Raw genomic sequence first — 23,423 nt, forward strand, 5'->3', positions numbered from 1 at the left:
CCCCTTTGCAAAAGGGGGGGGCAGGGGGGATTCGCTTTTGCCTTTGATTTTCCGGCCGCAAGCAAAAGCAAAAGCAAATCCCCCCGCGATCGCTACGCGATCCCGGCCCCCTTTTTCAAAGGGGGCGAATCACAAAGGCCACGAAAGGCGACGGCATGAATTCGTACAGTCACGCGGCCGCGAAGCCGCATCAACCGCCGCCCGACCCGCTCAGAACTTCATCACGTACGCCAGACCGAACACGGCCGGATCGATATCCGCCTTGCCGATCTTCTCGCCGTTGAGTTCGACGTCGCTCTCGATGTCGATCCAGCGCGCATCCACCCGGATCGAGCTGCGCTCGGTGAGGATGAAGTCGATGCCCAGGTGCGCGGCGACGCCGACCGAATCGTCCAGCTTGAGGTCGTTGCCGCGCAGCGGGCCGCTGGTCTTCTCGCTGAAGAAGGTCGTGTAGTTGATGCCCACGCCGACGAACGGCGAGACCGTGCCGCGGCTGTTCCAGTGGTACTGCAGCGAGATCACCGGCGGCAGGTGCTTGGTCGAGCCGACCTTGCCCAGGCCCTTGATCTCGATGTCGTGCTTGAACGGCGTGGCTGCCAGCACTTCGATGCCGAGGTTCTCGCGGATGAAGTATTCGAAGGTGATGGTCGGCTGGACGTCGTCGCCGATTTCCAATTGCGCGGTGCCCCCGAGCAGGCTGCCGTTGTCGGACTTGGGCGTGACCTGGTGGGCGCCGATGCCCAGGGTGTAAGTGCCGGCCTGCTGGGCCAGGGCGGGCTGGGCCGCGCAGGCGAGGGCCGCGGCGACGGCGGCGCCGATCAGTCGATGGTTCATTCCTTGAGTCCCCTAGGTTCGTCGGTGAGTGCCGGAATTGTAATCTTGCTGAACAGGCCTTGGCCTGTTTGGCACTCTAAATATGCATTAGAACGGCAAACCTTGATTCTCGTCTCAGTCTCGCGCGCGCTCACGCTGGCTCTCGCCAGGGCAGCGGCCGGACTGCGACGCCGGCCACGCCTTGCTAGAATGGCGGTTTCCCCACTTCGAACCGCACGCGCGGCCGCAGGAGTTAGCTCAATGACGATCAAGGTAGGCATCAACGGCTTCGGCCGCATCGGACGCAACGTCCTGCGCGCTGCCGTGCAGAACTTCGGCAGCGAGATCGAGATCGTCGCCATCAACGACCTGCTCGAGCCGGATTACCTGGCCTACATGCTGCAGTACGACTCCGTCCACGGCCGTTTCAAGGGCGAGGTCAAGGTCGAAGGCAACACCCTGATCGTCAACGGCAAGCCGATCCGCCTGACCCAGGAACGCGATCCGGCCAACCTGAAGTGGGACGAAGTGGGCGCGGAAGTGGTGATCGAGTCGACCGGCCTGTTCCTCGACAAGGTCACCGCGCAGAAGCACCTCGACGCGGGCGCCAAGAAGGTCGTGCTGTCGGCGCCGTCGAAGGACGACACCCCGATGTTCGTGTTCGGCGTCAACGACAAGACCTACAAGGGCGAGGCGATCGTCTCCAACGCCTCGTGCACCACCAACTGCCTGGCGCCGCTGGCCAAGGTCATCAACGACAAGTGGGGCATCAAGCGCGGCCTGATGACCACCGTGCATGCCGCCACCGCGACCCAGAAGACCGTCGACGGCCCGAGCAACAAGGACTGGCGCGGCGGCCGCGGCATCCTGGAAAACATCATCCCGTCGAGCACCGGCGCGGCCAAGGCCGTCGGCGTGGTGATCCCGGAGCTCAACAAGAAGCTCACCGGCATGTCGTTCCGCGTGCCGACCTCGGACGTGTCGGTGGTCGACCTGACCGTCGAGCTCAACAGCGAAGCCACCTACGCCGAGATCTGCGCGGAAATGAAGGCACAGAGCGAAGGCGCGCTGAAGGGCGTGCTGGGCTACACCGAGGACAAGGTCGTGGCGACCGACTTCCGCGGCGACGCGCGCACCTCGATCTTCGACGCCGAAGCCGGCATCGCGCTCGACGGCACCTTCGTCAAGCTGGTGAGCTGGTACGACAACGAGTGGGGCTATTCGAACAAGTGCCTGGAAATGGTCAAGGTCGTCGCGGGCAAGTAAGCCGCGAAGATCGCGCCGGCGGTTATCGCGGCGATCGACGAAAAGCCCCGCGATTGCGGGGCTTTTTGTTTGTGGCGGGTCGTTTGCGCGGGGGATTCGCTGTCCGCTTGGGGACGCGCGCTGACGATGCCTGCCAGCGACAACAAATCCTTGTTTGTCCGTCGCCAAACGAGGGCGTCCGCACCGCGCTGTGGCGACCGACGTGCCGCGTCGGCACGAAAAGGTAGAAAAAATATGTCTTTTCGGACGGGTCCCAATTCCTTGCACACCGAAGTGGCTGAGTATCGGCAGCGACATCGCCCGTCGGAGCGCCCGTGCGCTCCGGTCGCGGCCGATACCCCTTCAACCTCCGCCGTTCCGCACGGATCGTGGCGGACATCGAGGCGATATGAGCAAGCTGGTCCTGGACGGCGTCTTCAAGTATTACTGGAACAAGCCGGTTCTCAATAACGTGAGCTGCAGCTTCGCGCCCGGTCTGACCCTGCTGGTCGGGCCCAGCGGCGCGGGCAAGTCGACCTTGCTGCGGCTGATCGCGACCGCGGAGAAGCCGAGCAGCGGTCGCGTCGTCTGGAACGACGAGCCGCTGCCGGGCGCGCGCGACAAATTGCGGCAGACGCTGGGTTACGCGCCGCAGGCCGTGGAACTGCCCGACGACCTCAGCGCGCGCGAATTCGCCATGCACATGGCGGCGTTGAAGGGGCTCGACCTGAGCGCCGCGGATCTGCAGTTCGGCGCGATCGCCGAGCGCATCGGCCTGCATGCCGACATCAACCGTCCCATCGCGACCTTCTCCGGCGGGATGCGGCGACGGCTGATCTTCGCCCAGGCCATGCTCGGCGCGCCGCGGGTGATCGCGCTCGACGAGCCGACCGCGGAACTCGACCGCGACACCGCGCAACGGGTCGGCGCGCTGATTCTCGAACGCGCCGCCGAGGCGATCGTGGTGATGACCACCCACCTCGCCGACGAACTCGCGCCGCGGGCGGTGGATGTGCTGCGGATCGAAGCCGGCGTGCTCGGCTCCGCCCGTGCGAGCGGCGAGCAGGAGGTCGCTTGAGCGCGCTCGCGGTCGCGCGTTCCTCGTTCGCGACCTCGCTGGCGCGCTACCGCCGCAGTTGGGGGTTGTGGCTGCTGTTGCTGGTCGCGCCGGTCAGCGCGCGCTACTGGATCGCCGGCCAGGACGCGGCGAGCGCGGCGATCGTCGTCAACGGCAAGGCGCCGGTGCTGACCTCGGCGGTGGTCGGTTTGTCGCTCGGCGTCATCCTCTCCACCGTGCTGCTTCCGGTGGTTTTCATTTACCTGCGTTCCAACACCACGCGGCGTCAGCCTTGGCAGATCGAGGAAACGACCGCGGCATCGCGGGTCGCGATCGGCTTCGGGCGCTTCGGCGCCGATAGCGCCGTGCTCGCGGCGGTGCTGGCGGCGCTGACGCTGGCCGGTTGTCTGCTGGCCTGGGTGGTCGGCGCGGTCGACGGAGTACGTCCGCTCGACATCGCCCTGAGTCTTTGCCTGATCGCGGCGCCCGCGCTGATGGGCGTGGCGGCGGTGCGCGCCGTGTGCGATAGCCTGCCGCTCACTCGCGGCGCGCTCGGCGAGGTCGGATTTCTGATTCTGTGGATCGTCTCGATCACCGTGTCGGCGCTCAGCTCGATGCTGGATCGCGGCTTCATCGCCGCCATGCTCGATTTTTCCGGGTTCGTGCGCCCGATCGTCCACACCCTGCCGGACGATGCGCTGCAGATCATCACGATCGGCAGATCGCCGGTGACGGCGGATCGGATCGCCATCGACGTCAACAGCGGCCTGCTGTCGGCGAGCTATGTCGCGTCGCGGCTGCTGTGGGCGGGATGGGCGTTGGCGTTGGTCGCGCTCGCCGGCGTCGTGTACCGGCCGCATCGGCCGGGCAAGCGTTGGAGCGTGCGCGACCGGATCGCCGCGCGGTTCGCGGCCGGGCCGCCGCCGCCGGCGCAAGCAGATGCTGCGCCCGCCCGCGCGGCATCGATGCCTTGGCTCGGCGTGCTGGTCGCGGAGTTCCGCTTGATCGGGCGCGGACGGGCCTGGCGGTTGCTGGCTTTGGTCGTCGCGTTGGCCGGGGTGGTCGGCGATTTCTCTCGTGTGATCGCTCCGGCCCTGGTCTTGCTGCTGATTTTCGGCGCGTGTGCGCAGGCCGGACGCAGCGAACCGCGCGCGCTGCTGGCATTGACCCGGACCCTGCCGTGTCCGCCGATGCTGCGGCGTCTCGCTTTCGTCGTGGCCGGGATCGCGTGGTCGTTGACGATGGCGTTGCCGGCGATCGTCAAGGCGATGGTGGCGGGCAGCTTCGTGCCCTTGGCGGTCGCCTCGGCGGTCGGCGCGATCGTCGCCACCGTCGCCATCACGCTGAGTACCTGGGCGCGTTCGGCGGTCGCCGCGCGGCTGATCCTGCTGATCGCCTGGTACGCCTGGATAACCGCTTCGTAGTGGCCGCGCCGCGCGGCAGCCGCACCCGCCGCGGCCGTGGACGATTCAAGCGGCTTGACGTTCGCGAATCCGGACGCGCCGCGTCTCCTGCGCGGCGCGTCCGGTGTGCTCAAGACCCGCGTCTCAGGCCGTCGCCAGCGCCGCTTCGCGCAGCCCCTGCGCCGCCCGCACCATCGCCTGCAACGCCGCGCGCACTTCCGGCCAGCCGCGGGTCTTCAATCCGCAGTCCGGATTGACCCACAACTGCGCGGGATCGAGCACCTCCAGCGCCTTGTCGAGCAACTCGCGCATCTCGGTTTCGCTAGGTACGCGCGGGGAGTGGATGTCGTACACGCCCGGGCCGATGCCGTTGGGATAGCGATAACGCGCGAACGCATCGAGCAGTTCCATGCGCGAACGCGAGGTCTCGATCGAGATCACGTCCGCGTCCAGCGCCGCGACCGCTTCGATGATGTCGTTGAACTCGGCGTAACACATGTGGGTGTGGATCTGGGTCGCATCGCCGACGCCGCTGGCGGCCAGGCGGAACGATTCGCCGGCCCAGGCCAAGTACGCCGGCCAGTCGGCGCGGCGCAGCGGCAGGCCTTCGCGCAGCGCCGGTTCGTCGATCTGGATCACCGCGATGCCGGCCGCTTCCAGGTCCAGCACTTCCTCGCGCAAAGCCAGTGCGATCTGCCGGCAACTGTCGGCGCGCGGCTGATCGTCGCGCACGAACGACCATTGCAGGATCGTCACCGGCCCGGTCAGCATGCCCTTGACCGGACGCGCGGTCAGCGATTGCGCGTAACGCGTCCATGCCACCGTCATCGCGCGCGGCCGCGCCACGTCGCCGAACAGCACCGGCGGCTTCACGCAACGCGAGCCGTAGCTCTGCACCCAGCCGTGCGCGGTGAAGGCGAAACCGTCGAGTTGCTCGCCGAAGTATTCGACCATGTCGTTGCGTTCGAACTCGCCATGCACCAGCACGTCGATGCCGAGCGCTTCCTGCTCGCGCAGGCAGTGCGCGGTTTCGTTTTCCAGAAACGCCTGATACGCCGCGTCGTCGAGCTTGCCGGCCTTGTGCTCGGCGCGCGCGCGCCGCACCTGCGCGGTCTGTGGGAACGAGCCGATGGTGGTGGTCGGGAACAGCGGCAGGTTCAGGCGTTCTTGTTGCAGTTGCGCGCGCTTGGCGTACGGCGACACGCGCCGGGCCATCGCCGGTTCGACCGCGGCCAGCCGCTTGCGCACCTGCGCATTGCGCAGCAGCGGCGAGGCCAGACGCGCGGCGCGCGCGCTGGCGGCGGAGGCGAGATCGCGCGCGGCCTCGGCATCGCCGCCGAGCACGCCGGCGAGCAGATGCAGTTCTTCGATCTTCTGCTTGGCGTAGGCCATCCAGTGGCGCAGCGGCGTGGGCAGTTTGCGTTCCAGTTCGATATCGGTCGGCACGTGCAGCAGCGAGCACGACGGCGCCAGCCATGTGGCCCGCGGGCCGGCGCGACGGGCGAGGCTCAGCGCGGCGTCGAGATCGGCGCGCCAGATGTTGCGGCCGTCGACCACGCCCAGGCTCAGCGCGCGTTGTTCCGGCAGTAGCGGCAGCAGGCTTTCGAGTTGCTGTGGTGCGCGCACCAGATCGACATGCAGACCTTCCACCGGCAGTTGCGCGGCGAGGGTGGCGTTGTCGCCGAGCGCGCCGAAGTACGTGGTCAGCAGGCGCCGCGGCGCATCGACTTCGGCCAGCGCGGCATAGGCGCGACGGAACGCGGCGCGGTCGGCGTCGTCCAGGTCCAGGGTCAGCGTCGGTTCGTCCAACTGCACCCACTGCGCGCCGGCCGCCTTGAGCTTGGCCAGCAGTTCGGCGTAGGCCGGCAGCAGGGCGTCGAGCAACTCGCGCGGGTCGCCGCCGTCGTTGCGCTTGCCGAGCTTGAGGAACGACACCGGGCCGAGCAGCACCGGCCGCGCGTCGAGTCCCAACGCCTGCGCCTGCGCCAGTTCGGCCAGCGGCTTGTCGCCGCGCAGGGCGAAGCGCTGGCCGGGTTCGAACTGCGGCACCAGATAGTGGTAGTTGGTGTCGAACCACTTGGTCATTTCCAGCGCGCGCAGATCGCGGCGGCCGTTCTGCACGCCGCGGGCGAGGGCGAAATAGCCGCCCAGCGGATCTTCTTCGAACGCCGCGCGGTGCGAGGCCGGAATGGCGTCGAACAACACCGCGTTGTCGAGCACGTGGTCGTAGAGTGAGAAATCGTTGCACGGCACGACGTGCGCGCCGGCGTCGTGGGCGAGGCGCCAATGGCGTTCGCGCAGCGAGGCGGCGGTGGCGTGCAGCGACTGGGCAGGCGTGTCGCCTTTCCAGAACGATTCCAGGGCCAGCTTGAGCTCGCGCCGCGCGCCGATGCGCGGGAAGCCGAGGTGGGTAACGCTGATCATGATGAGTACCTGCGATGCGTGGGCATGACGCAGGGCAACGAAGGAAACCACGGCCACGCCGGCCCGGCGCGATCAGCGCCCGGCTTCGCCGCGAACCTTGGCTTCGACCTTCGCCCCCGCGGGCGAACCGGCACCTGTCGCGCCGCGTGCGGGCACGAGGCGGTCGGATACCGGAGTCGGACGGAAGGCGAACCCTCCGGTCGCGGCAGGTCTTCGGGCTCGGGACTGGAAGCGAGAAGTAGAGTGCAGAAAAGTGAGAAACGAGTAGAAACCTAGCTCTTACTCGTTTCTCACTGCTCTGAACTCTACCCTCGCCCTTTGCCTAGTAGGGCCGCTTCCCAGGCGTACCGCCCAGTGCCAAGACCCGTTCGTTTCCCATACCGCTGCGGGGCAGCTCCGGATTCGCACCGGATTCCCTCTGGCCGGCCGCGGCGGTTGCCTTGGTCGGCGTGTCCCATCGCTTTATCTTTATGAAGCGATGTTCACCGTAACGGCGCCAAGGTACGCAGCGGGACCGGTGAAGTCAACGGGACCGGTTGAATCACTCGGCGCGGCGCGATCGTGGGATGCGGTTCGCGGGGTCGCCGCAGTCGCGCAGGCCGCCGCGGGTTTGCGCGTCATGGCCCCTGCGCGAGAACGCGCGAATCGGCCGGTTTTCTGCGGCTGGCGTTCATGCGCGGCCGCCGATGATGAAGGCCGTCTGTCGCCTGGTTGCGCGCACGCCGTCGTTGAGCTTGGCGATGGCTGCCGCTAACGTTTGCATTGGCGCAAGATGCGTGGCGCGGGCCAGGACGGTCCCGCGTGATCCCGACTCCCATGGGTGGAACATGCTTTTCAGATGGACGTTGCTGTGGCTGCTATGCGTGCTCGGGCTGACCGCCTGCGGCAAGGACGCCGTGCCGCCGCCGGGCGCGGCCGAGCCGATGACGCTCGGCAGCCAGAACGAGACCCCGAAGGTCGCGCCGGCGCCGCCGAGCGAGGCCGAAATCCTGCGCGGCACCTACTGGCCGCCGGCCAAACTCGACGGCGGCGTCGCCCGGATCAGCTGCGAATACGACTACCCCAGTTTCGGCGAAGGCGAGCGTTTGACCTCGCTGGATTTCTTCAGCCTGGTCGACGCGCTGTCGCCGTGCCAGGCGCGCGGCGTGGTGCGATTGCGCTATCAGGGCAAGATCGGCGCGGGCTTCACCGCGCTGGTGCAGCGGGTCGCGGCGATGGCCACGCGCATGGAGATCCAGACCCGCATTCTCGACATCGATTCCAGCGGCGGCCACGTCGAGGAAGCGATCCGCGCCGGCGATTCGATCGCCGAATCGGGCTGGGCGATCTGGGTGCGCGACAGTTCGGTCTGCCATAGCGCCTGCGTGCTGGTGCTGGCGGCCGGCGATACCCGCTCGGTCGAAGGCAAGGTCGGTATCCATCGATTGATGCGCGACCGCTCCACCGCGACCTCGCGCGCCGAACTCAGCCGCGAACTGCGTTCGATCAACCAGCAGGTGCGCGATTACCTCGAGCGCAACGGCGTGGCCACCAGCGTGTCGGACCTGATGATGACCGTGGCCAATCGCGACCTGCGCATCCTCACGCCGGACGAGCTCAAGCTGTTCGGCCTGGACGGCACCAACGCGGCCCAGGACGATCTCGACCGGATTCGGTTGACCCGCAAATGCGGCGACGATTTCGTCCGCCGCCGCGAAGCCTTCCGCCGCGCCTTCGACGCCCAGTGCATGGCCACCGGCAAGAATTTCGAATCCATGCCCGAATGCGCCAAGGCGCTGCAGGGCGAATACGGTTTCCCGGACAAGGCCTGCCCGTCCGACAGTCCGGCCGATCTGTATGCGCGCGATCTGCCCAACCTGCTGCCGTTCGAGGAAGAGGCGGTGAGCGACGAGGCCAAGGCTGCTGGCGATGGCGCGAAGGGCGCGGCGAAGAAGTCGGCGCCCAGGCAGGTCGAGTAGAACCGGCCTGATCACCGGGCTGATGCGCATCCGGCGGCGGCCGCTGGCTGGTGCCGGAGGTGATGTTTTTCGCGATCGCGACGAAAAGCGTCGGGCCGAACTCCCTCACAACAGACCCGTTGCCCGCGTTGCGGTGGAGCCATCGCGCTTGCGATGACGGGCCGGACTCTTCCGAGGGAAGGGCTTCAGCCCGGACGCGAGGGCGCCGGCGCGACGCCGAGCCGAACCCCGTCGCTCATCGCGCCAGCGGCGGCACCGGCGTGGGCTTGCCGTCGATGCCGAGCGCGATCATGGTGAAACGGCCGCGCGTGGCGAGTTGGGAATCGCCGGTGAGCAAGTCTTCCTTGTGCATCTCGACCTCGACCTGCATCGAGGTGCGGCCGGTTTCGATCACCCGCGCGACCAGTTCGACCAGCGCGCCCTTCGGCACCGCGGTGTGGAAATCGATCTGTTCCGAGCGCGCGGTGACCACGACCGTGCGCGCGTAGCGCGTGGCGGCGATGAAGGCGGCCTTGTCCATCCACGCCAGCGCCTGTCCGCCGAACAGCGTGCCCAGATGGTTGGTGTGATCGGGGAACACGATCTCGGTCATGCGGGCTTCGGGCATAAGGCTAGGAGTGAGTTTAGAGGAGTGAGGAGTGAGTGGGGGCGGCGAGAATCGGGCGGACGAGGCGAGGGCGAGGAGAGCGCTTTTTCGCCTCTACTCAGGCTAGGAGTGAGTGCAGAGAAGTGAGGAGTGAGTGGGGAAAGGCGAAAGCCGACGAAATAGAACGAGGAGCAAGTAGACGCCCTTGTTTTTACTCACTCCTCACTCTTCTCAACTAATTTTTGACTTTAAAACGCTTCGTCAAACGCCACTTCGCCCTGCACGCCGACCTGATACGCCGAGACCCGGCGTTCGAAGAAGTTGGTCACTTCCTGCACGTCCTGCAGGTCCATGAACGCGAACGGGTTGGTCGAGCCGAAATGCTTCGGCATGCCGAGCTGGGCCATGCGCTGGTCGGCGCAGTATTCCAGGTACTGGCGCATGTCCTTCAACGACAGGCCGACCACGCCGCCCGACAGCACGTCCTGGGCGAACTGGTATTCGCAATCCACCGCGTCCTCGAACATCTTCACCACCTGCGCGCGCAGGTCGGCGTCGAACAGGTCGGGCTCTTCCTCGCGCGTGGTGCGGATCACTTCGAACGCGAACGCCATGTGGCAGCTTTCGTCGCGGAACACCCAGTTGGTGCCCGAGGCCAGGCCGTTGAGCAGGCCGCGCGAACGCAGGTAGTACACGTAGGCGAACGCGGCGAAGAAGAACAGGCCTTCGATGCAGCCGGCGAAGCAGATCAGGTTGAGCAGGAACTGGCGGCGCTGCTCGCGCGTCTCGATGCGCTGCAGACCCTGGATCGAATCCATCCAGCGGAAGCAGAACTCGGCCTTGGCCCGGATCGAGGCGATGTTCTCGACCGCGTCGAAGGCCTTGGCGCGCTCGTTCGGATCGGGCAGGTAGGTGTCGAGCAGGGTCAGGTAGAACTGCACGTGCAGCGCTTCTTCGTACAGCTGCCGCGACAGGTACATGCGCGCTTCGGGCGCGTTGATGTGCTGATACAGGTTCAGCACCAGATTGTTCGACACGATGCTGTCGCCGGTGGCGAAGAACGCGACCAGGCGCTCGACCAGATGCCGCTCGGCCGGGCCGAACTTGTGCTTGAGGTCGTTGACGTCCTGGGAGAAATCCACTTCCTCGACGGTCCAGGTGTTGCGGATCGCGTCGCGGTACATCTCGTAGAAGTGCGGGTAGCGCATCGGCCGCAAGGTGAGGTCGAAGCCTGGGTCCAGAAGCTTGGTATCGAGTGCAGAAGAGTGAGGAGTGAGTGGGGAAGTCGCTGACATGGACATAAGGGGTTTTCCGATTTTAGGTATGCGGCGGATGCGTCAACCTCGGTTATGAGGGAGGAGCCGGTGCACTACCAGGTAACTACGATTTGGGGCAAGTCCATGAGGCTGGCGGAACGGGTTTGCGTCGTTTCGACGCAACTCCCCGCGATGGAGCGATATGGAATTCGGTTGCAGCTGACGCGATCTGCGGTGTCGGTGCCTAGCAACATCGCGGAGGGCTGGACACGGGAGTCGAAGAAGGAGAAGGCGCAGTTCCTGGCGATCGCACACGGTTCGCTGTCGGAGCTTCACACCCAACTGCTGATCTGCGAGCGAGTGGGCTGGTTGTTTCCGGCCAATCTCGTCGAAATAAAATCTCTCATCGACGAGATCAGCCGGATGCTTACCGTCCTGCGAAGAGCCTCAAGAACCGGCAAGCCGCCCTGACTCACTCCTCACTCCTCTCAACTCACTCCTACCTCACTGACAGGCTTCGCAGGACTCGGGGTTTTCCAGCGAGCAGGCGATCGCCTCGCTCGGCGTGAATTCCTGGATCGGCGCGGGCGCCGCCACCGGCGCGCTGACCGTGGTCTTGGCGATCTTGGTGGCCGGACGCGAACGCAGGTAGTACGTCGTCTTCAGGCCCTTCTTCCAGGCGTACATGTACATCGAGCTGAGCTGGCCGATGTTCGGGCTTTCGATGAACAAGTTGAGCGACTGGCTCTGGTCGATATACGCACCGCGCTCGGCGGCCATGTCGATCAGCGAACGCATCGGCAGCTCCCACGCGGTGCGGTAGACCTGACGCAAGGCCTCGGGCACTTCGGTCACCGACTGGATCGAACCTTCGGCCATCTTGATCCGGTCGCGCATCTCGGCGGTCCACATGCCGAGCTTCTTGAGTTCTTCGACCAGGTACTTGTTGACCACCAGGAAGTCGCCCGACAGCGTCTCGCGCTTGAACAGGTTCGACACCTGCGGCTCGATGCACTCGTAGCAACCGGCGATGGAGGCGATGGTCGCGGTCGGCGCGATCGCGATCAGCAGCGAATTGCGCAGGCCGTGTTCGGCGATGCGCTTGCGCAGTTCGTCCCAGCGCTCGGGCTGCGACGGGGTCACGCCCCAGGCTTCGAACTGCAGTTCGCCGACGCTGGCGCGGGTGTCGTCGAACGACGGGTGCTTGCCGTGTTCCATCGCCAGTTCGTTCGACGCCGACAGGGCGTGGAAATAGATGGCTTCGGCGATTTCCATCGCCAGCTTGCGCGCAGGTTCCGAGTCGAACGGCAGGCGCAGTTTGAAGAACACATCCTGCAGGCCCATCGAACCCAGGCCGACCGGACGCCATTTCAGATTGGCGCGGCGCGCGGTTTCGATCGGGTAGAAGTTCAGATCGATGACGCGATCGAGCTGACGCACCGCAAGGCGCACGGTCTCGGCGAGCTTGTCGAAATCGAACGCGCCCTTGCCGTCGTCATACATCTCGACGTGATGCGAGAGGTTGATCGAACCCAGGTTGCACACCGCGGTTTCGTCCTGCGAAGTGACTTCCAGGATCTCGGTGCACAGGTTCGACAGATGGATGACGTTGCCGTCGCGCAGGGTCTGGTTGGACGCGCGGTTGGACTTGTCCTTGAAGTTCATCCAGCCGTTGCCGGTCTGCGCCAGGGTGCGCATCATCCGGCCGTAGATGTCGCGCGCCTTGACCTTCTTGGCGGCCAGGCCGGCGGCTTCGGCGGCGTGGTAGGCGCGGTCGAAGGCTTCGCCCCACAGGTCGGTCAGCTGCGGCACCTTGGACGGGTCGAACAGCGACCAGTCGGCATCGGCCTCGACCCGGCGCATGAATTCGTCCGGAATCCAGTTGGCCAGGTTGAGGTTGTGGGTGCGGCGCGCTTCGTCGCCGGTGTTGTCGCGCAGTTCCAGGAATTCTTCGACGTCGGCGTGCCACGGCTCCAGGTACACGCAGGCCGCGCCCTTGCGCTTGCCGCCCTGGTTGACCGCCGCGACGGAGGCGTCGAGGGTCTTCAGCCACGGCACGATGCCGTTGCTCAAGCCATTGGTCGAACGGATCAGCGAGCCGCGCGAACGGATGCGCGTATAGCTCAAGCCGATGCCGCCGCTGAACTTGCTGAGCTTGGCCACGTCCATGTAGCGCTTGTAGATGCTTTCCAGCGAATCGTCGGGCGAATCGAGCAGGAAGCAGCTCGACAGCTGTTCGTGGGTGGTGCCGGCGTTGAACAGGGTCGGCGAGGACGGGATGTAGTCGAGCTGGGCCATGCGGCGGTACAGCGCGAGCGCGTCGCTGACGTCTTCGCTCAGCGCGCAGGCGATGCGCAGGAAGAACTGCTGCGGTGTCTCGATGACGGTGCGCGCGGTGGGATGGCGCAGCAGGTAGCGGTCGTACAGGGTGCGCAGGCCGAAGTAATCGAACTTGGCGTCGAGGCTGCGGTCGATCGCGTCGTTGAGCTTGCGTGCGTTGGCCTGGACGAAGGTCACCAGGCGCTCGTTGATCAGGCCCAGTTCGTGGCCGCGCTGGATCGACTGCGAGAACGCGTGGATCTCGATGCCGGCGACTTCCTTCTCGATCACGCCGGCGAGCAGGCGCGCGGCGAGACGGCCGTATTCGGGTTCTTCGGCGGTCAGCAGGGCGGCGGTGCGGATCGACAGTTCGTCGAGTTCCTGGGTGGTCGCGCCGTCGTACAGGCCGGAGATGGTGCGGGTCGCCACGCGCATCGGGTCGATCGAATACAGGTTCTCGCCGCTGCGGGTCACCGCGCGCACGATCTTGTTGAGGTCGACCGGTTCGCGACGACCGTTGCGCTTGGTCACGCTCATGGTCAGGTTGGCGGCGGGCGGGGTCAGGGCGAAACCGGGCGCGGCGTCGTGCGCATCGCGGGCAACGGGTTTGGCGGGGGCGGCGGGGATGTCCGCGACGGGGGCGGCGGACGGATCGGTTGCGAGCGTGGTCATGAGCGTTACTCCGGGGCGTGGATGCACGGTGCGGAGACGCCGACGCACCACCGACGACGAACCGCGCGCGCGGCGTCACCGATGGCACGGCCGTGCCCCCGCGGGCGGGAATCTCGGAGCTTGCTGGCTGGGTGTCGCGCGGCCCGAGACGCGAGGTCCGGGACGGCCGCTCCGCGCATCGCGCCGGAACGGACGGGCGCGACGGTGGACCGTCGTGCCGCGACACCGGCCGTCTTCCTCCGAAGACTCCTTAGGGCCGGGACCGCGCGGTGTGCGACGCGCGGCTGTCGGCAGGTCTTCGGGCTCGGGACCCGGAGCGAGAAACGGGCAAAGAGAAGTGAGCGACGAGGGGTGACCCGTATCTCACTTTTCTTTGCCCGTGTCCCGTTCCTCCTACCAGGATCGCTTCCCAGGCGTACCGCCCAGTGCCATGACCCGTTCGTTTCCCATACCGCTGCGGGGCAGCGCCGGCTTCGAAGCGCGCGTGAGCGCGATTCCTACCGGCTTCCCTTTTCAGCCGACCTCGCGATCGGCACCGACGAGCACAACATAGTGTGGTTGCGCGATTTCGTCAACGCGATATGTGGTGGGAGAATCGTGTATATAAGGAGTGAAGGCGATGCTTCCCTCCACCGCGCATCGGTGTAACCTGCCCGCCATAAGGACTGGGGAACTGTGATGGAAGCACTGCTTGTGTTGTTGGGACTGGGTTTGCTGCTGGTCCCGGTTCTGCTCATCGTCGCGCTGGTCCAGGTGTCCGGACTCAAATCGCGGGTGAGCGAACTCGAACGCCGACTCAACCAGGCCGCGCCGGCCCCGTCGGCCCGTCCGGCCCCGGTCGCGCGCAGCCTCGATGACGAGACCCTGGCCGAGCGCATGGCGCGCGAAGCGCCGCCGCCGCGACCGCAGGCGACCGTCCCCGAGGCCGCCGTCCCGCCGCCCGCGCGCGTGGCGCCCGAAGCGCCGCTGGCCGCCGCGACCGCGTCGTCGCCGCCGCCGTTGCCGCCCACGCCCCCGACAGCCGCGCCCCCGACGGCTCCGCCGCCGCCGCGCCCGATCCCGCCGCGTCGGCCGGCCACGCCGGTCGAACCCGACGTGTTCACCCTCGGCGTGCGCTGGGTGCGGCGCTGGTTCACCGAGGGCAACGTGCCGGTCAAGGTCGGCATGCTGGTGTTGCTGGCCGGCGTCGCGGCGTTGCTCAAGTACGCCAGCGATCAGGGCTGGATGCGGGTGCCGATGGAGTTCCGTCTGGCCGGCATCGCGATCGCGGCGATGGCCGGGCTGGTGTTCGGCTGGCGCCAGCGCGAACGCAAGCGCATTTTCGGCCTGAGCCTGCAGGGCGGCGCGATCGGCGTGTTGCTGCTGGTGGTGTTCGCCGCGTTCAAGCTGTACGGCATGATCCCGGCCGGCGCGGCGTTCGCGATCAGCGTGGTGCTGGTCGCCGGCGCCGGGGTGCTGGCGGTGAAACAGAACGCGCTGGCTTTGGCGGTGTTCGCGATACTCGCCGGTTTCCTCGCGCCGATCTGGCTGTCGACCGGCTCGGGCAATCACGTCGCCTTGTTCGGCTACTACGCCGTGCTCAACGCCGGCATCTTCGCGATCGCCTGGTGGCGCGCGTGGCGCATCCTCAATCTGCTCGGCTTCGTCTTCACCTGGGGCATCGGCAGCCTGTGGGGCGTGCTCAAGTACCGGCCGGAACATTTCTCCACCACCGAGCCGTTCCTGCTGCTGTTCTTCGCGTTCTACCTGCTGATTCCGGTGCTGTACGCGCGCCGCCGCGCGGCCGGACGCAAGGATCTGATCGACGGCTGTCTGTTGTTCGGCACGCCGCTGATCGCGTTCACCCTGCAGGCCGGGCTGCTCGAAGGCGACCGCATGCCGCTGGCGTTCTGCGCGCTCGGCCTGGGCGCGATCTACGCCGCGCTGGCGTGGTGGCTGCGTCGCGATCAACGCTTCGTCGCGCTGGCGACGCCGTATGCGTTGTTGGCGGTGGGGTTCGCGACGTTGGCGGTGCCGCTTGCGCTGGCCGCCGAAGCGACCGCCTGCGTGTTTGCATTGGAAGGCGCGGCGCTGATCTGGCTGGGCCTGCGCCAGCAGCGCTGGTTGCCGCAGATGACCGGCATGGGCTTGCAAGTGGCCGCGGCGCTCGCCTTCATCATCGGCGCCAGCGATTCGGTCTGGGACGGCGACACGCCGCTGCTCAACGCCGACTTCGCCGGCGCGCTGCTGATCTCGCTGGCCGGTTTCGCCAGCGCCTGGAGCTACCGGCGCAGCGCCGACCGCACCCCGGCCGCGCTGTTCTACCTGTGGAGCATGGCCTGGTGGCTGGCGGCGACCGGCAGCGAGATCGCCGACTTCGTCGCCGACCGCAACAGCGCCGATGCGGTGCTGATGCTGACCGCGTTCACCGGCTGGATCGCGTCGGAAGTGTTCCGTCGCCATGATTGGCGCGCGCTGTCGGCGACCAGCACGTTGGCGATGCTCAGCGGTCTGCCGCTGCTGTTCATCCAGATCGACCAACATCAGCAGCCGTTCGCGGCGCTGGGCTGGCTGGCCTGGGCGTTGTACGCGCTGTTCGGCGCGCGCAGCCTGCTCAACCTGCGCGAACGCGCCGGCGGCGAGCTCGCGGTCGCGCATCTGGGCTGGTTGTGGTCGTGGGCGCTGGTGCTCGGCCTGAGCCTGTTCCGCCTGCTGCGGATGTCGGTGGACGACGGCGTGGCCAACTTCGGTTCGGGCTGGACCGCCTCGGCGCTGCTGCTGCCGATAGTGATCATGGCCGCGCTGACCTTGTGGCGTCCGAACCTGATCGCACAGCCGCTGGCCGCGCGCTTCGCGCAATGGCGCTCGGTCGCGATGACGTTGTTCGTCGCCGCCCTGATCGCGGTGATCGCGCTGGCCTTGACCACGCCGGCCAATCCGCATCCGGTGATGTGGCTGCCGGTGCTCAATCCGCTGAGCCTGCTGCAACTGGCGACGCTGGTGCTGGTCGGTGCGTGGTTGGCATCGCCGATGATCGACCCGGCGGTGCGCGCGCGCCGCGTGCCGTTGCTGGCGTTGGCCGGCTTCGTGCTGATCACCGTCGAGGTGTTGCGCACCGCGCACTTCTGGGGAGGGGTGGCGTGGGATGCGTCGATGTTCTCGACCAGCCTGGTGCAGACCAGCCTGACCGTGGTCTGGAGCGTGCTCGGCGTGGCCGGCTGGATCGCCGGTTCGCGCCGCGGCCAGCGCATCCTGTGGATGGCCGGCGCGGTGCTGATGGCGGTGGTGTTGGTCAAGCTGGTGTGGATCGATCGCGGTCACCTGGGCAATCTGCTCGGCATCGCTTCGTTCATCGCCTACGGCCTGTTGTGCATGTTGGTCGGTTACTTCGCGCCGGCGCCGCCGAGCAAGCCCGACGATTCCGCCGCTCGCCCGGATGGCGAAGACGATTCACGAGAGGTCCAGGCATGAAGCGCTGTGTCCGCAACGGTGTGTTGATCGCAGTCGCCGTGCCGCTGCTGGCGCTGGCCGGCGCGCGCGAGGACTACGCCCGGCAATGGCCGTTGAGCCTGGGCCGCGACGATGCCGGCGCGTATCGGGTGGTGCTCGACGACAGCGTGTACCGGCAAACGCACAACGCGCAGTTGCGCGATATCGACGTGCTCGACGGCAGCGGCGTGCCGGTGCCGACGGCGGTGTTCACCCCCGAACAGCCGTTGGCGCGCGCGCCGCAACGCGTGCAGCTGCCGTGGTTCGCGCTGCCGGCGTCGCCGTCGGGTTCGAGCACGCAAGGTTGGGAACTGGTCAGCGAGATCGAAACCGACGGCCGCCTGCGCCGGGTCGAAGCGCGCAGCACCGGCAGCGACACCAGCAAGCTGCCGCAAACCTCGCTGTTGCTCGACGCCAGCAAGCTGCGTGCGCCGATCCTCGCGCTGGAACTGGAGTGGGCGCCCGGCGCCGCGCTGGACGCGGCGTACACGGTCGAAGGCAGCGACAACCTCGATCAATGGCGCACCTTCGCCAGCAGCGGCCGCCTGGTCGATCTGCAACGCGGCGGCCAGCGTCTGGTGCAGCGGCGGATCGTGTTCGACTCGATGGGAGAACAAGCGCGTTATCTGCGCCTGACCCCGCAGGACCCGAAGTCGGCCGCGCAGATCAGTGAGGTCAGCGCGGAACTGGCTACGACCGCGGCCAGTGCGCCGCTGCAATGGCGCGAGTTGAAAGGCAAGCGCATCGAACAGCGCGACGGCAGCGTCGCGTTCGAATACCAGCTCGACGGCCGCTTCCCGATCCAGCAGGCCGACGTGGCCTTGCCCGGCAATCACGCGCTGGAATGGCGCCTGGACAGCCGCGACGACGCCGAGCAGGGCTGGCGCCCGCAGGCCGGGCCGTGGATGGCGTATCAGGTCGGCGGGCAGGGCAAGGGCGACCGTTCCGCCGCGCGTCAACTGAGCGACACCACCCGCGACCGACTGTGGCGTTTGCGCGCGAACGGCGCGGTGCCGGGCGAACCGGTGTTGCGTCTGGGCTACCGGCCCGAAGTCGTGGTGTTCCTCGCCCAGGGCGCGCCGCCGTACGCCTTGGTCGCGGGCAGCGGCCGCGCCGCGCGCGCGGAGTCGCCGCTGGCGCATTTGATCGATGCCTTGCGCAAGAGCCGCGGCCAGGACTGGCAACCGTCCGACGCGAGCCTCGGCGCGAGCGCGGTGCTGGCCGGCGATGCGGCCTTGGCGGCGCCCGAGCCCAAGCGCAATTGGCATTCGTGGGTGCTGTGGGCGGTGCTGGTGGTCGGTGCGTTGTTGGTGGCGGGGTTTGCGTTCACTGTGTTGCGTACGAGCAAGCCGCCGGCGGATTGATGGGTTGGTGGCGAGGATTTCGTCTGGAATGAAGCAAACGGCGCATCCGCATGCGCCGTTTTCTTTTGCTGGCGAGGAATCATCTTCGCGCTTCTTCCGAACAAGTTGTGTGTTCTTGCTCAGCGTGAAGCTGCGATGTCTCCTGTGGAGTTTCAGCCTCGACGCTTTATTTCTGGTCGCGAGGTACCTTCGCCCGTTTGTTTTGAGCACGGCGTTCACTCGGCCTTGGCGCATGGTTTGCAGCACCCCTGTAGGAGCGGCGCGAGCCGCGACCGCGCCATTACACCGACGTCGTAACCTGCGTCGTAGTTGCATTCCCGCGGTCGCGACTTGCCTCGCTCCTACAGGTAGGCCATGCAGCTTTTTGCTTGAAGCCGCGCAGTTCATCCAGCGCTGCGAAGCCACGCACTCGCGTTAGCAAACGCACACCCGAAGGCAGGCGTGCATCTTGCGCGTCGCCCTTCGGGCCTGCTATTGCATAGCGAGTGACAGGCCGCGCCGGGCCCAAAGCCAAGTCAAAGCTCAAGATCAAAGGCAAAGGCAAGAGCACGCGGATAGCCCGCCAGCTCAGTACATCCCCGACCTGCGCACCCGAATGCCAACCCAGTTGTGTTGGACGGGACCGCCATTCAGCCCCGAGGTTTATTTCAACCTCCCACGCCGCGACAATACCCACCCCGACCCGCCGGTCCGCCACCCGGACCCGCGCCGCTCCCATCCCCAAGCCCCAGGAGTCCCCGTGTCCATCGTCCGCATGACCGATCTCGATCTCGCCGGCAAACGCGTGCTGATCCGCGAAGATCTCAACGTCCCCATCGACGACGGCCGCATCACCTCCGAGCAGCGCATCACCGCCGCGTTGCCGACCCTCAAGCTCGCGCTGGAGAAGGGCGCCGCGGTCATGGTCACCTCGCACCTCGGCCGGCCGAAGGAAGGCCAGTGGAGCGAGGCCGATTCGCTGGCGCCGGTCGCCAGGCGCCTGTCCGAATTGCTCGGCATCGAGGTGCCGCTGGTCAAGGATTGGGTCGACGGCGTCGAAGTGCAGCCTGGTCAGCTGGTGCTGCTGGAGAATTGCCGCATGAACGTCGGCGAGGGCAAGGACGATGAGGCGCTGTCGAAGCAGTACGCCGCGTTGTGCGACGTGTTCGTCATGGACGCGTTCGGCACCGCGCACCGCGCGCAGGCGTCCACCCACGGCGTGATCCGTCAGGCCAAGGTCGCCGCGGGCGGCCCGCTGCTGATGGCCGAACTCGACGCGCTGGCCAAGGCGCTGGATAACCCGGCGCGGCCGTTGCTCGCGATCGTCGCGGGTTCCAAGGTCTCGACCAAGCTGGAACTGCTGGCGTCGCTGGTCAGCAAGGTCGATCAGCTGATCGTCGGCGGTGGCATCGCCAACACCTTCATCGCCGCGATGGGCCACAGCGTGGGCAAGTCGTTGGTCGAAACCGATCTGATCGACACCGCGAAAAAGATCATGGCCGACGCCAAGGCGCGCGGCGCGGATATTCCGGTGCCGACCGACGTGGTGGTCGCGCCGGCGTTCGCCGCGGATGCGCCGGCCACGGTCAAGGCGGTCGATGCGGTCGGCGCCGACGACATGATCCTCGACATCGGTCCGGACACCGCCGCGCGTTACGCCGAGCTGATCAAGAGCGCGGGCACCGTGGTCTGGAACGGCCCGGTCGGCGTGTTCGAATTCGATGCGTTCGGCAAGGGCACCGAAACGCTGGCGCGCGCGATCGCCGCGTCCAAGGCGTTCTCGATCGCCGGCGGCGGCGACACCCTGGCCGCGGTCGACAAGTACGACATCGCCGATGAGGTCAGCTACATCTCCACCGGCGGTGGCGCCTTCCTCGAATTCCTCGAGGGCAAGGAACTGCCGGCCGTGGCCGCGCTCAAGCAGCGCGCGGGCTGAGCCGTGACGGTGAAGACCACGCTGTTGTTCGATCTCGACGGCACCCTGATCGATTCCTCCGTCGGCATCACCCGTTCCATCGCCTATGCGCTGGAGCGGCTGGATCATCCGGTGCCGGACGCCGACGCGCTGCGCGGCTGGATCGGTCCGGCGCTGCGCACCAGTTTTCAGCCGCTGCTCGGCGATGAGGCGAAGATCGAACAGGCGGTGGCGTTCTACCTGGAACGCTACAGCCGCGAAGGCTGGACCGAGCACCACGTCTACGACGGCGTGGCGCAGATGCTCGACGCGGTCCACGCCGCCGGCCACCGGTTGGCGGTGGTGACCGCGAAGAACGAAAACAACGCGCGCAAGATCCTCGCCCATCTGCCGTTCGGCGATCGCTTCGAGGACGTGATCGGCTCGACCGACGACGGTCGCTTGACCCACAAGGTCGACCTGATCGAAGAGGCGATGCGGCGTTTGCAGTTGGATGCGGCGCAGTGCCTGATGATCGGCGACCGGCGCATGGACATCGAAGGCGCGGTCCAGCACGGCATGGGCAATATCGGCGTGTTGTGGGGCTTCGGCAGCGAAGACGAATTGCGCGAAGCCGGCGCGCACCGGCTCGCCGCGGCGCCGTCGCAGTTGCCGGTGTTGCTCGCGGCTTGAAGGCTTCCGTGGCTGGAAGCCGGGGTGTCGAGACGCCGGGGTGTCGAGACGAAGGGCGCTCTCGGGCGCCCTTCGTCGTATTCGCCGCCGTCCTGCCGCGAAGCTTGGTTACGCGCGCAGATGAGGCGCCGCGGAGCCTGATTCGCGATCTTCGTCACGGACTCGGGTTTCCCTGGCCGTCTGGCGTCCGGGGCGCGCGCGGGCTGCGCTAGTGTCCCGCACGCGGCCAAGGAGGCCGCGTTCACACATGGAGTCATGCATGAGCCGTCTGTTAAAGATCAGCCTGTTGGGCCTGATGATCGCGCTCGCGTCGACCAGCGCGGTGTCGGTTCCCAGCTATCCGCCGCTGGCGCCGGGGTATCAGCGCGATTTCTTCGACGATCAGGGGCATCTGGTCGGTCGCTGGGTCAACGACTGCGACAACGTGCATTTCTCGCAATGGGGCGTGCGCACCGACCGCTATACCGATTCGCCGACCGTCTGCCTGTAATCGGCCGCAACCCCGGGCACGGTCGCCGGCGCATCGCGTCCGGCGGCCGTTGCCGTCCTGGTCGGCGCACTCGCCGATAGCATGGCCGCCGCGCGATCAGGCTGCGGAATCGTCCAGTCCAAAAAAGCCAAAAGCCAACTCAATCACGAATACACAAAGTCGTGACAGTGCTTAACGCGCATTTCATGCCTGCGCATGACAAGTCTGGGATACGGTGCGCGAGCGGCGAATGGGTGCCGCACACTCGGGAGAGATATCGCATGCGTCGTATCGGATTGTTTTCCGCCGTATTGGCCGTAGCCTTGGCCGGTGGCATGTCGTTCAGCGCCATGGCCAACTGGCAGGGCACTTGGTACTACTACAACGCTGAAGGCGCGCAGATCGGCAAGTGGACCGGGGGCTGCGGCGCGGCCGACGGCCGTTGGGGCGACACCACCCACAGCAACACTAACAAGCGCTTCGTGCAGGGCTGTCAGTCCGAGAGCTGATCCGGCCGCTCGGTCTTGCCGTCTTCGCCCGCGGCCGCGACGAGGCCGCGAGCCAAGCGCGGCGCGCACTGGCGACGGTGATCGGCCCGGCGCTGTTCGCATCGCGTCCGATGCGATGATTTCGCCTGCTGCGCGCCGTTCGAAAAGCTCCGTTCGCTCCGGAGCTTTTCGTTTTAATGCGTGTGCCGTCGTTGCCGCACCGATGCCGGCCAGCGCGATCATCGACGAATTCTTCGGCTGTATTCCTTCGCTTACAGGAGAGACATGCCATGCGTTATATCGCCATCGCAAGCTTGACCGCGGTACTCGCCGCCGCCGCGACGATCGGCAGCGCCAGCGCCGCGCCGCCGTGGCAGGGATATTCGATCACCTATTTCGATTCGGCCGGCGAAGTGGTCGGCGGCGCCACCGCGAACTGCGGCGGGCAATACCTGTCGTGGGGCGAACAGACGCAAGTGTTCGAAAAGCGCACCTGGATTTGCGATTGATCTGATTCGATCTCGCCGCATCGAGTCCGCGGGTTCGATGCGGCGAGCCGGTCGCGCCGTTGTTGCGGTGTCGCGGCCGCGGCTTGCGCCGCTCCTGCAGGCAGCGAACGCCACAACGCAGCGACCGCGAACCTGCGACTACGGCGTCACTGTGTTATTTCGCGCATATCCCGATGCGCGACCGCGGCCCGCCTTACCGCGCGCTACGCCAATCGCTTGCGAGCAACCCCAGCAACTCGCTGTCGGTGACCCGGTCGCCGACGAAGAAACTTTCCCGCTGCCGGCCTTCGGTCACGAACCCCAGGCGATGCAGCAGCGCGCGCGAAGCCTGGTTGTCCGGATCGATGCCCGCATCGCAACGATGCAGGCCGAGGTGATCGAAGGCCCAGTTCAGCGCCAGCGTGGCGGCTTCGCGCGCGATCCCGCGACCCCACTGGGACGGATGCAGCGCATAACCGAGTTCGGCGCGGCGATGGGCGGCGCTGAAGGCGAACAGGGTGCAACTGCCGATCAGCGTGTCGTCGCCGTCGGCGATGACCCAATTGATCAACCGGCGTTCCTGCATCGACTTGTGGATGTCGGCGATCAGCGCCTGCGCCTCGGTCACCTCGCGCATCGGCGGACGGCTCCAGTAATGCGTCACCTGCGCGTCGCCGAACAGGGCGAACAGCGCCGGCGCATCGTCGTCGCGCGGCCCGCGCAGGCGTACGCGCGGGCCTTGCAGCAGCGGGAAATCCTCAAGCGCGGCGAGCTTGGCCGCGATCGCTTCACTGGTGGGGGACAGGGTCATATGAGTCTCGGGCGACGTATTGGGGCGTGTGCTCGG

At 66.9% G+C, this 23,423-nt stretch carries 18 protein-coding genes and 2 riboswitches; of the genes, 12 read left to right on the forward strand and 6 right to left on the reverse strand.

Annotation, left to right across the window (positions count from 1 at the left end; all coding sequences use genetic code 11):
• Positions 1-210: 210 nt before the first annotated feature.
• Positions 211-834 (reverse strand): OmpW/AlkL family protein, encoded by a 624-nt coding sequence (locus AC3A4T_RS12360; protein ID WP_487675660.1) that lies wholly within the window; start codon positions 832-834, stop codon positions 211-213.
• A 240-nt stretch (positions 835-1,074) separates the two neighbouring features.
• Between AC3A4T_RS12360 and gap the strand changes: the two genes are divergently transcribed.
• The 3 genes from gap to AC3A4T_RS12375 all read left to right on the forward strand — a co-directional run bounded on the left by gap (position 1,075) and on the right by AC3A4T_RS12375 (position 4,539).
• Positions 1,075-2,079 carry a type I glyceraldehyde-3-phosphate dehydrogenase gene (gene gap / locus AC3A4T_RS12365; RefSeq protein WP_487675661.1) on the forward strand — a complete coding sequence of 335 codons (1,005 nt, stop codon included), beginning with the start codon at positions 1,075-1,077 and terminating at the stop codon, positions 2,077-2,079.
• Between the two features lie 388 nt (positions 2,080-2,467).
• Positions 2,468-3,136 (forward strand): ATP-binding cassette domain-containing protein, encoded by a 669-nt coding sequence (locus AC3A4T_RS12370; RefSeq protein WP_487675662.1) that lies wholly within the window; start codon positions 2,468-2,470, stop codon positions 3,134-3,136.
• Complete coding sequence (locus tag AC3A4T_RS12375) at positions 3,133-4,539, forward strand: hypothetical protein (RefSeq protein WP_487675663.1); 1,407 nt, start codon at positions 3,133-3,135, stop codon at positions 4,537-4,539. The genes AC3A4T_RS12370 and AC3A4T_RS12375 overlap by 4 nt, the downstream gene beginning before the upstream one ends.
• Positions 4,540-4,662: 123 nt before the next feature.
• Here the strand turns inward: AC3A4T_RS12375 and metE are convergent, their stop codons facing one another.
• Positions 4,663-6,942, reverse strand: coding sequence for a 5-methyltetrahydropteroyltriglutamate--homocysteine S-methyltransferase (metE, locus tag AC3A4T_RS12380; protein WP_487675664.1), 2,280 nt, complete (start codon positions 6,940-6,942; stop codon positions 4,663-4,665).
• A 187-nt stretch (positions 6,943-7,129) separates the two neighbouring features.
• Positions 7,130-7,388: riboswitch (cobalamin riboswitch) on the reverse strand.
• A 381-nt stretch (positions 7,389-7,769) separates the two neighbouring features.
• Between metE and AC3A4T_RS12385 the strand changes: the two genes are divergently transcribed.
• Complete coding sequence (locus AC3A4T_RS12385; protein ID WP_487675665.1) at positions 7,770-8,900, forward strand: COG3904 family protein; 1,131 nt, start codon at positions 7,770-7,772, stop codon at positions 8,898-8,900.
• Positions 8,901-9,135: 235 nt separating this feature from the next.
• On the opposite strand, the gene AC3A4T_RS12390 is transcribed toward AC3A4T_RS12385, so the two are convergent.
• Positions 9,136-9,492: an acyl-CoA thioesterase gene (locus AC3A4T_RS12390; RefSeq protein ID WP_487675666.1), complete on the reverse strand. Its 357-nt coding sequence runs from the start codon at positions 9,490-9,492 to the stop codon at positions 9,136-9,138.
• A gap of 242 nt (positions 9,493-9,734) precedes the next feature.
• Entirely contained in the window at positions 9,735-10,781 is a 1,047-nt protein-coding gene (locus AC3A4T_RS12395) for a ribonucleotide-diphosphate reductase subunit beta (protein ID WP_487675667.1), read from the reverse strand.
• A gap of 69 nt (positions 10,782-10,850) precedes the next feature.
• On the opposite strand from AC3A4T_RS12395, the gene AC3A4T_RS12400 reads away from it, so the two are divergent.
• Positions 10,851-11,213: a four helix bundle protein gene (locus AC3A4T_RS12400; protein ID WP_487675668.1), complete on the forward strand. Its 363-nt coding sequence runs from the start codon at positions 10,851-10,853 to the stop codon at positions 11,211-11,213.
• 33 nt (positions 11,214-11,246) lie between these two features.
• Here the strand turns inward: AC3A4T_RS12400 and AC3A4T_RS12405 are convergent, their stop codons facing one another.
• A complete protein-coding gene (locus AC3A4T_RS12405; RefSeq protein WP_487675950.1) occupies positions 11,247-13,598 on the reverse strand; it encodes a ribonucleoside-diphosphate reductase subunit alpha in 2,352 nt (783 codons plus the stop codon).
• Between the two features lie 407 nt (positions 13,599-14,005).
• Positions 14,006-14,288: riboswitch (cobalamin riboswitch) on the reverse strand.
• Positions 14,289-14,411: 123 nt separating this feature from the next.
• On the opposite strand from AC3A4T_RS12405, the gene AC3A4T_RS12410 reads away from it, so the two are divergent.
• From AC3A4T_RS12410 to AC3A4T_RS12440, 7 genes are all read left to right on the forward strand, one after another.
• Positions 14,412-17,183: a DUF2339 domain-containing protein gene (locus AC3A4T_RS12410; RefSeq protein ID WP_487675669.1), complete on the forward strand. Its 2,772-nt coding sequence runs from the start codon at positions 14,412-14,414 to the stop codon at positions 17,181-17,183.
• On the forward strand, positions 17,180-18,565 hold the full coding sequence (locus AC3A4T_RS12415) for a DUF3999 domain-containing protein (RefSeq protein ID WP_487675670.1): 1,386 nt from the start codon (positions 17,180-17,182) through the stop codon (positions 18,563-18,565). The genes AC3A4T_RS12410 and AC3A4T_RS12415 overlap by 4 nt, the downstream gene beginning before the upstream one ends.
• 739 nt (positions 18,566-19,304) lie before the next feature.
• Positions 19,305-20,480, forward strand: coding sequence for a phosphoglycerate kinase (locus AC3A4T_RS12420; protein ID WP_487675671.1), 1,176 nt, complete (start codon positions 19,305-19,307; stop codon positions 20,478-20,480).
• Between the two features lie 9 nt (positions 20,481-20,489).
• Positions 20,490-21,131, forward strand: coding sequence for an HAD hydrolase-like protein (locus tag AC3A4T_RS12425; RefSeq protein ID WP_487675672.1), 642 nt, complete (start codon positions 20,490-20,492; stop codon positions 21,129-21,131).
• Between the two features lie 259 nt (positions 21,132-21,390).
• Positions 21,391-21,621 carry a DUF6289 family protein gene (locus tag AC3A4T_RS12430; protein ID WP_487675673.1) on the forward strand — a complete coding sequence of 77 codons (231 nt, stop codon included), beginning with the start codon at positions 21,391-21,393 and terminating at the stop codon, positions 21,619-21,621.
• A 260-nt stretch (positions 21,622-21,881) separates the two neighbouring features.
• Positions 21,882-22,109, forward strand: a complete 228-nt coding sequence (locus tag AC3A4T_RS12435; RefSeq protein ID WP_487675674.1) for a DUF6289 family protein — start codon at positions 21,882-21,884, stop codon at positions 22,107-22,109.
• A gap of 269 nt (positions 22,110-22,378) precedes the next feature.
• Positions 22,379-22,597 carry a DUF6289 family protein gene (locus tag AC3A4T_RS12440; RefSeq protein ID WP_487675675.1) on the forward strand — a complete coding sequence of 73 codons (219 nt, stop codon included), beginning with the start codon at positions 22,379-22,381 and terminating at the stop codon, positions 22,595-22,597.
• Between the two features lie 193 nt (positions 22,598-22,790).
• On the opposite strand, the gene AC3A4T_RS12445 is transcribed toward AC3A4T_RS12440, so the two are convergent.
• Complete coding sequence (locus tag AC3A4T_RS12445; protein ID WP_487675676.1) at positions 22,791-23,387, reverse strand: GNAT family N-acetyltransferase; 597 nt, start codon at positions 23,385-23,387, stop codon at positions 22,791-22,793.
• Between the last annotated feature and the right edge of the window lie 36 nt (positions 23,388-23,423).

This window comes from Lysobacter sp. Soil_N_51 (assembly GCF_057655755.1).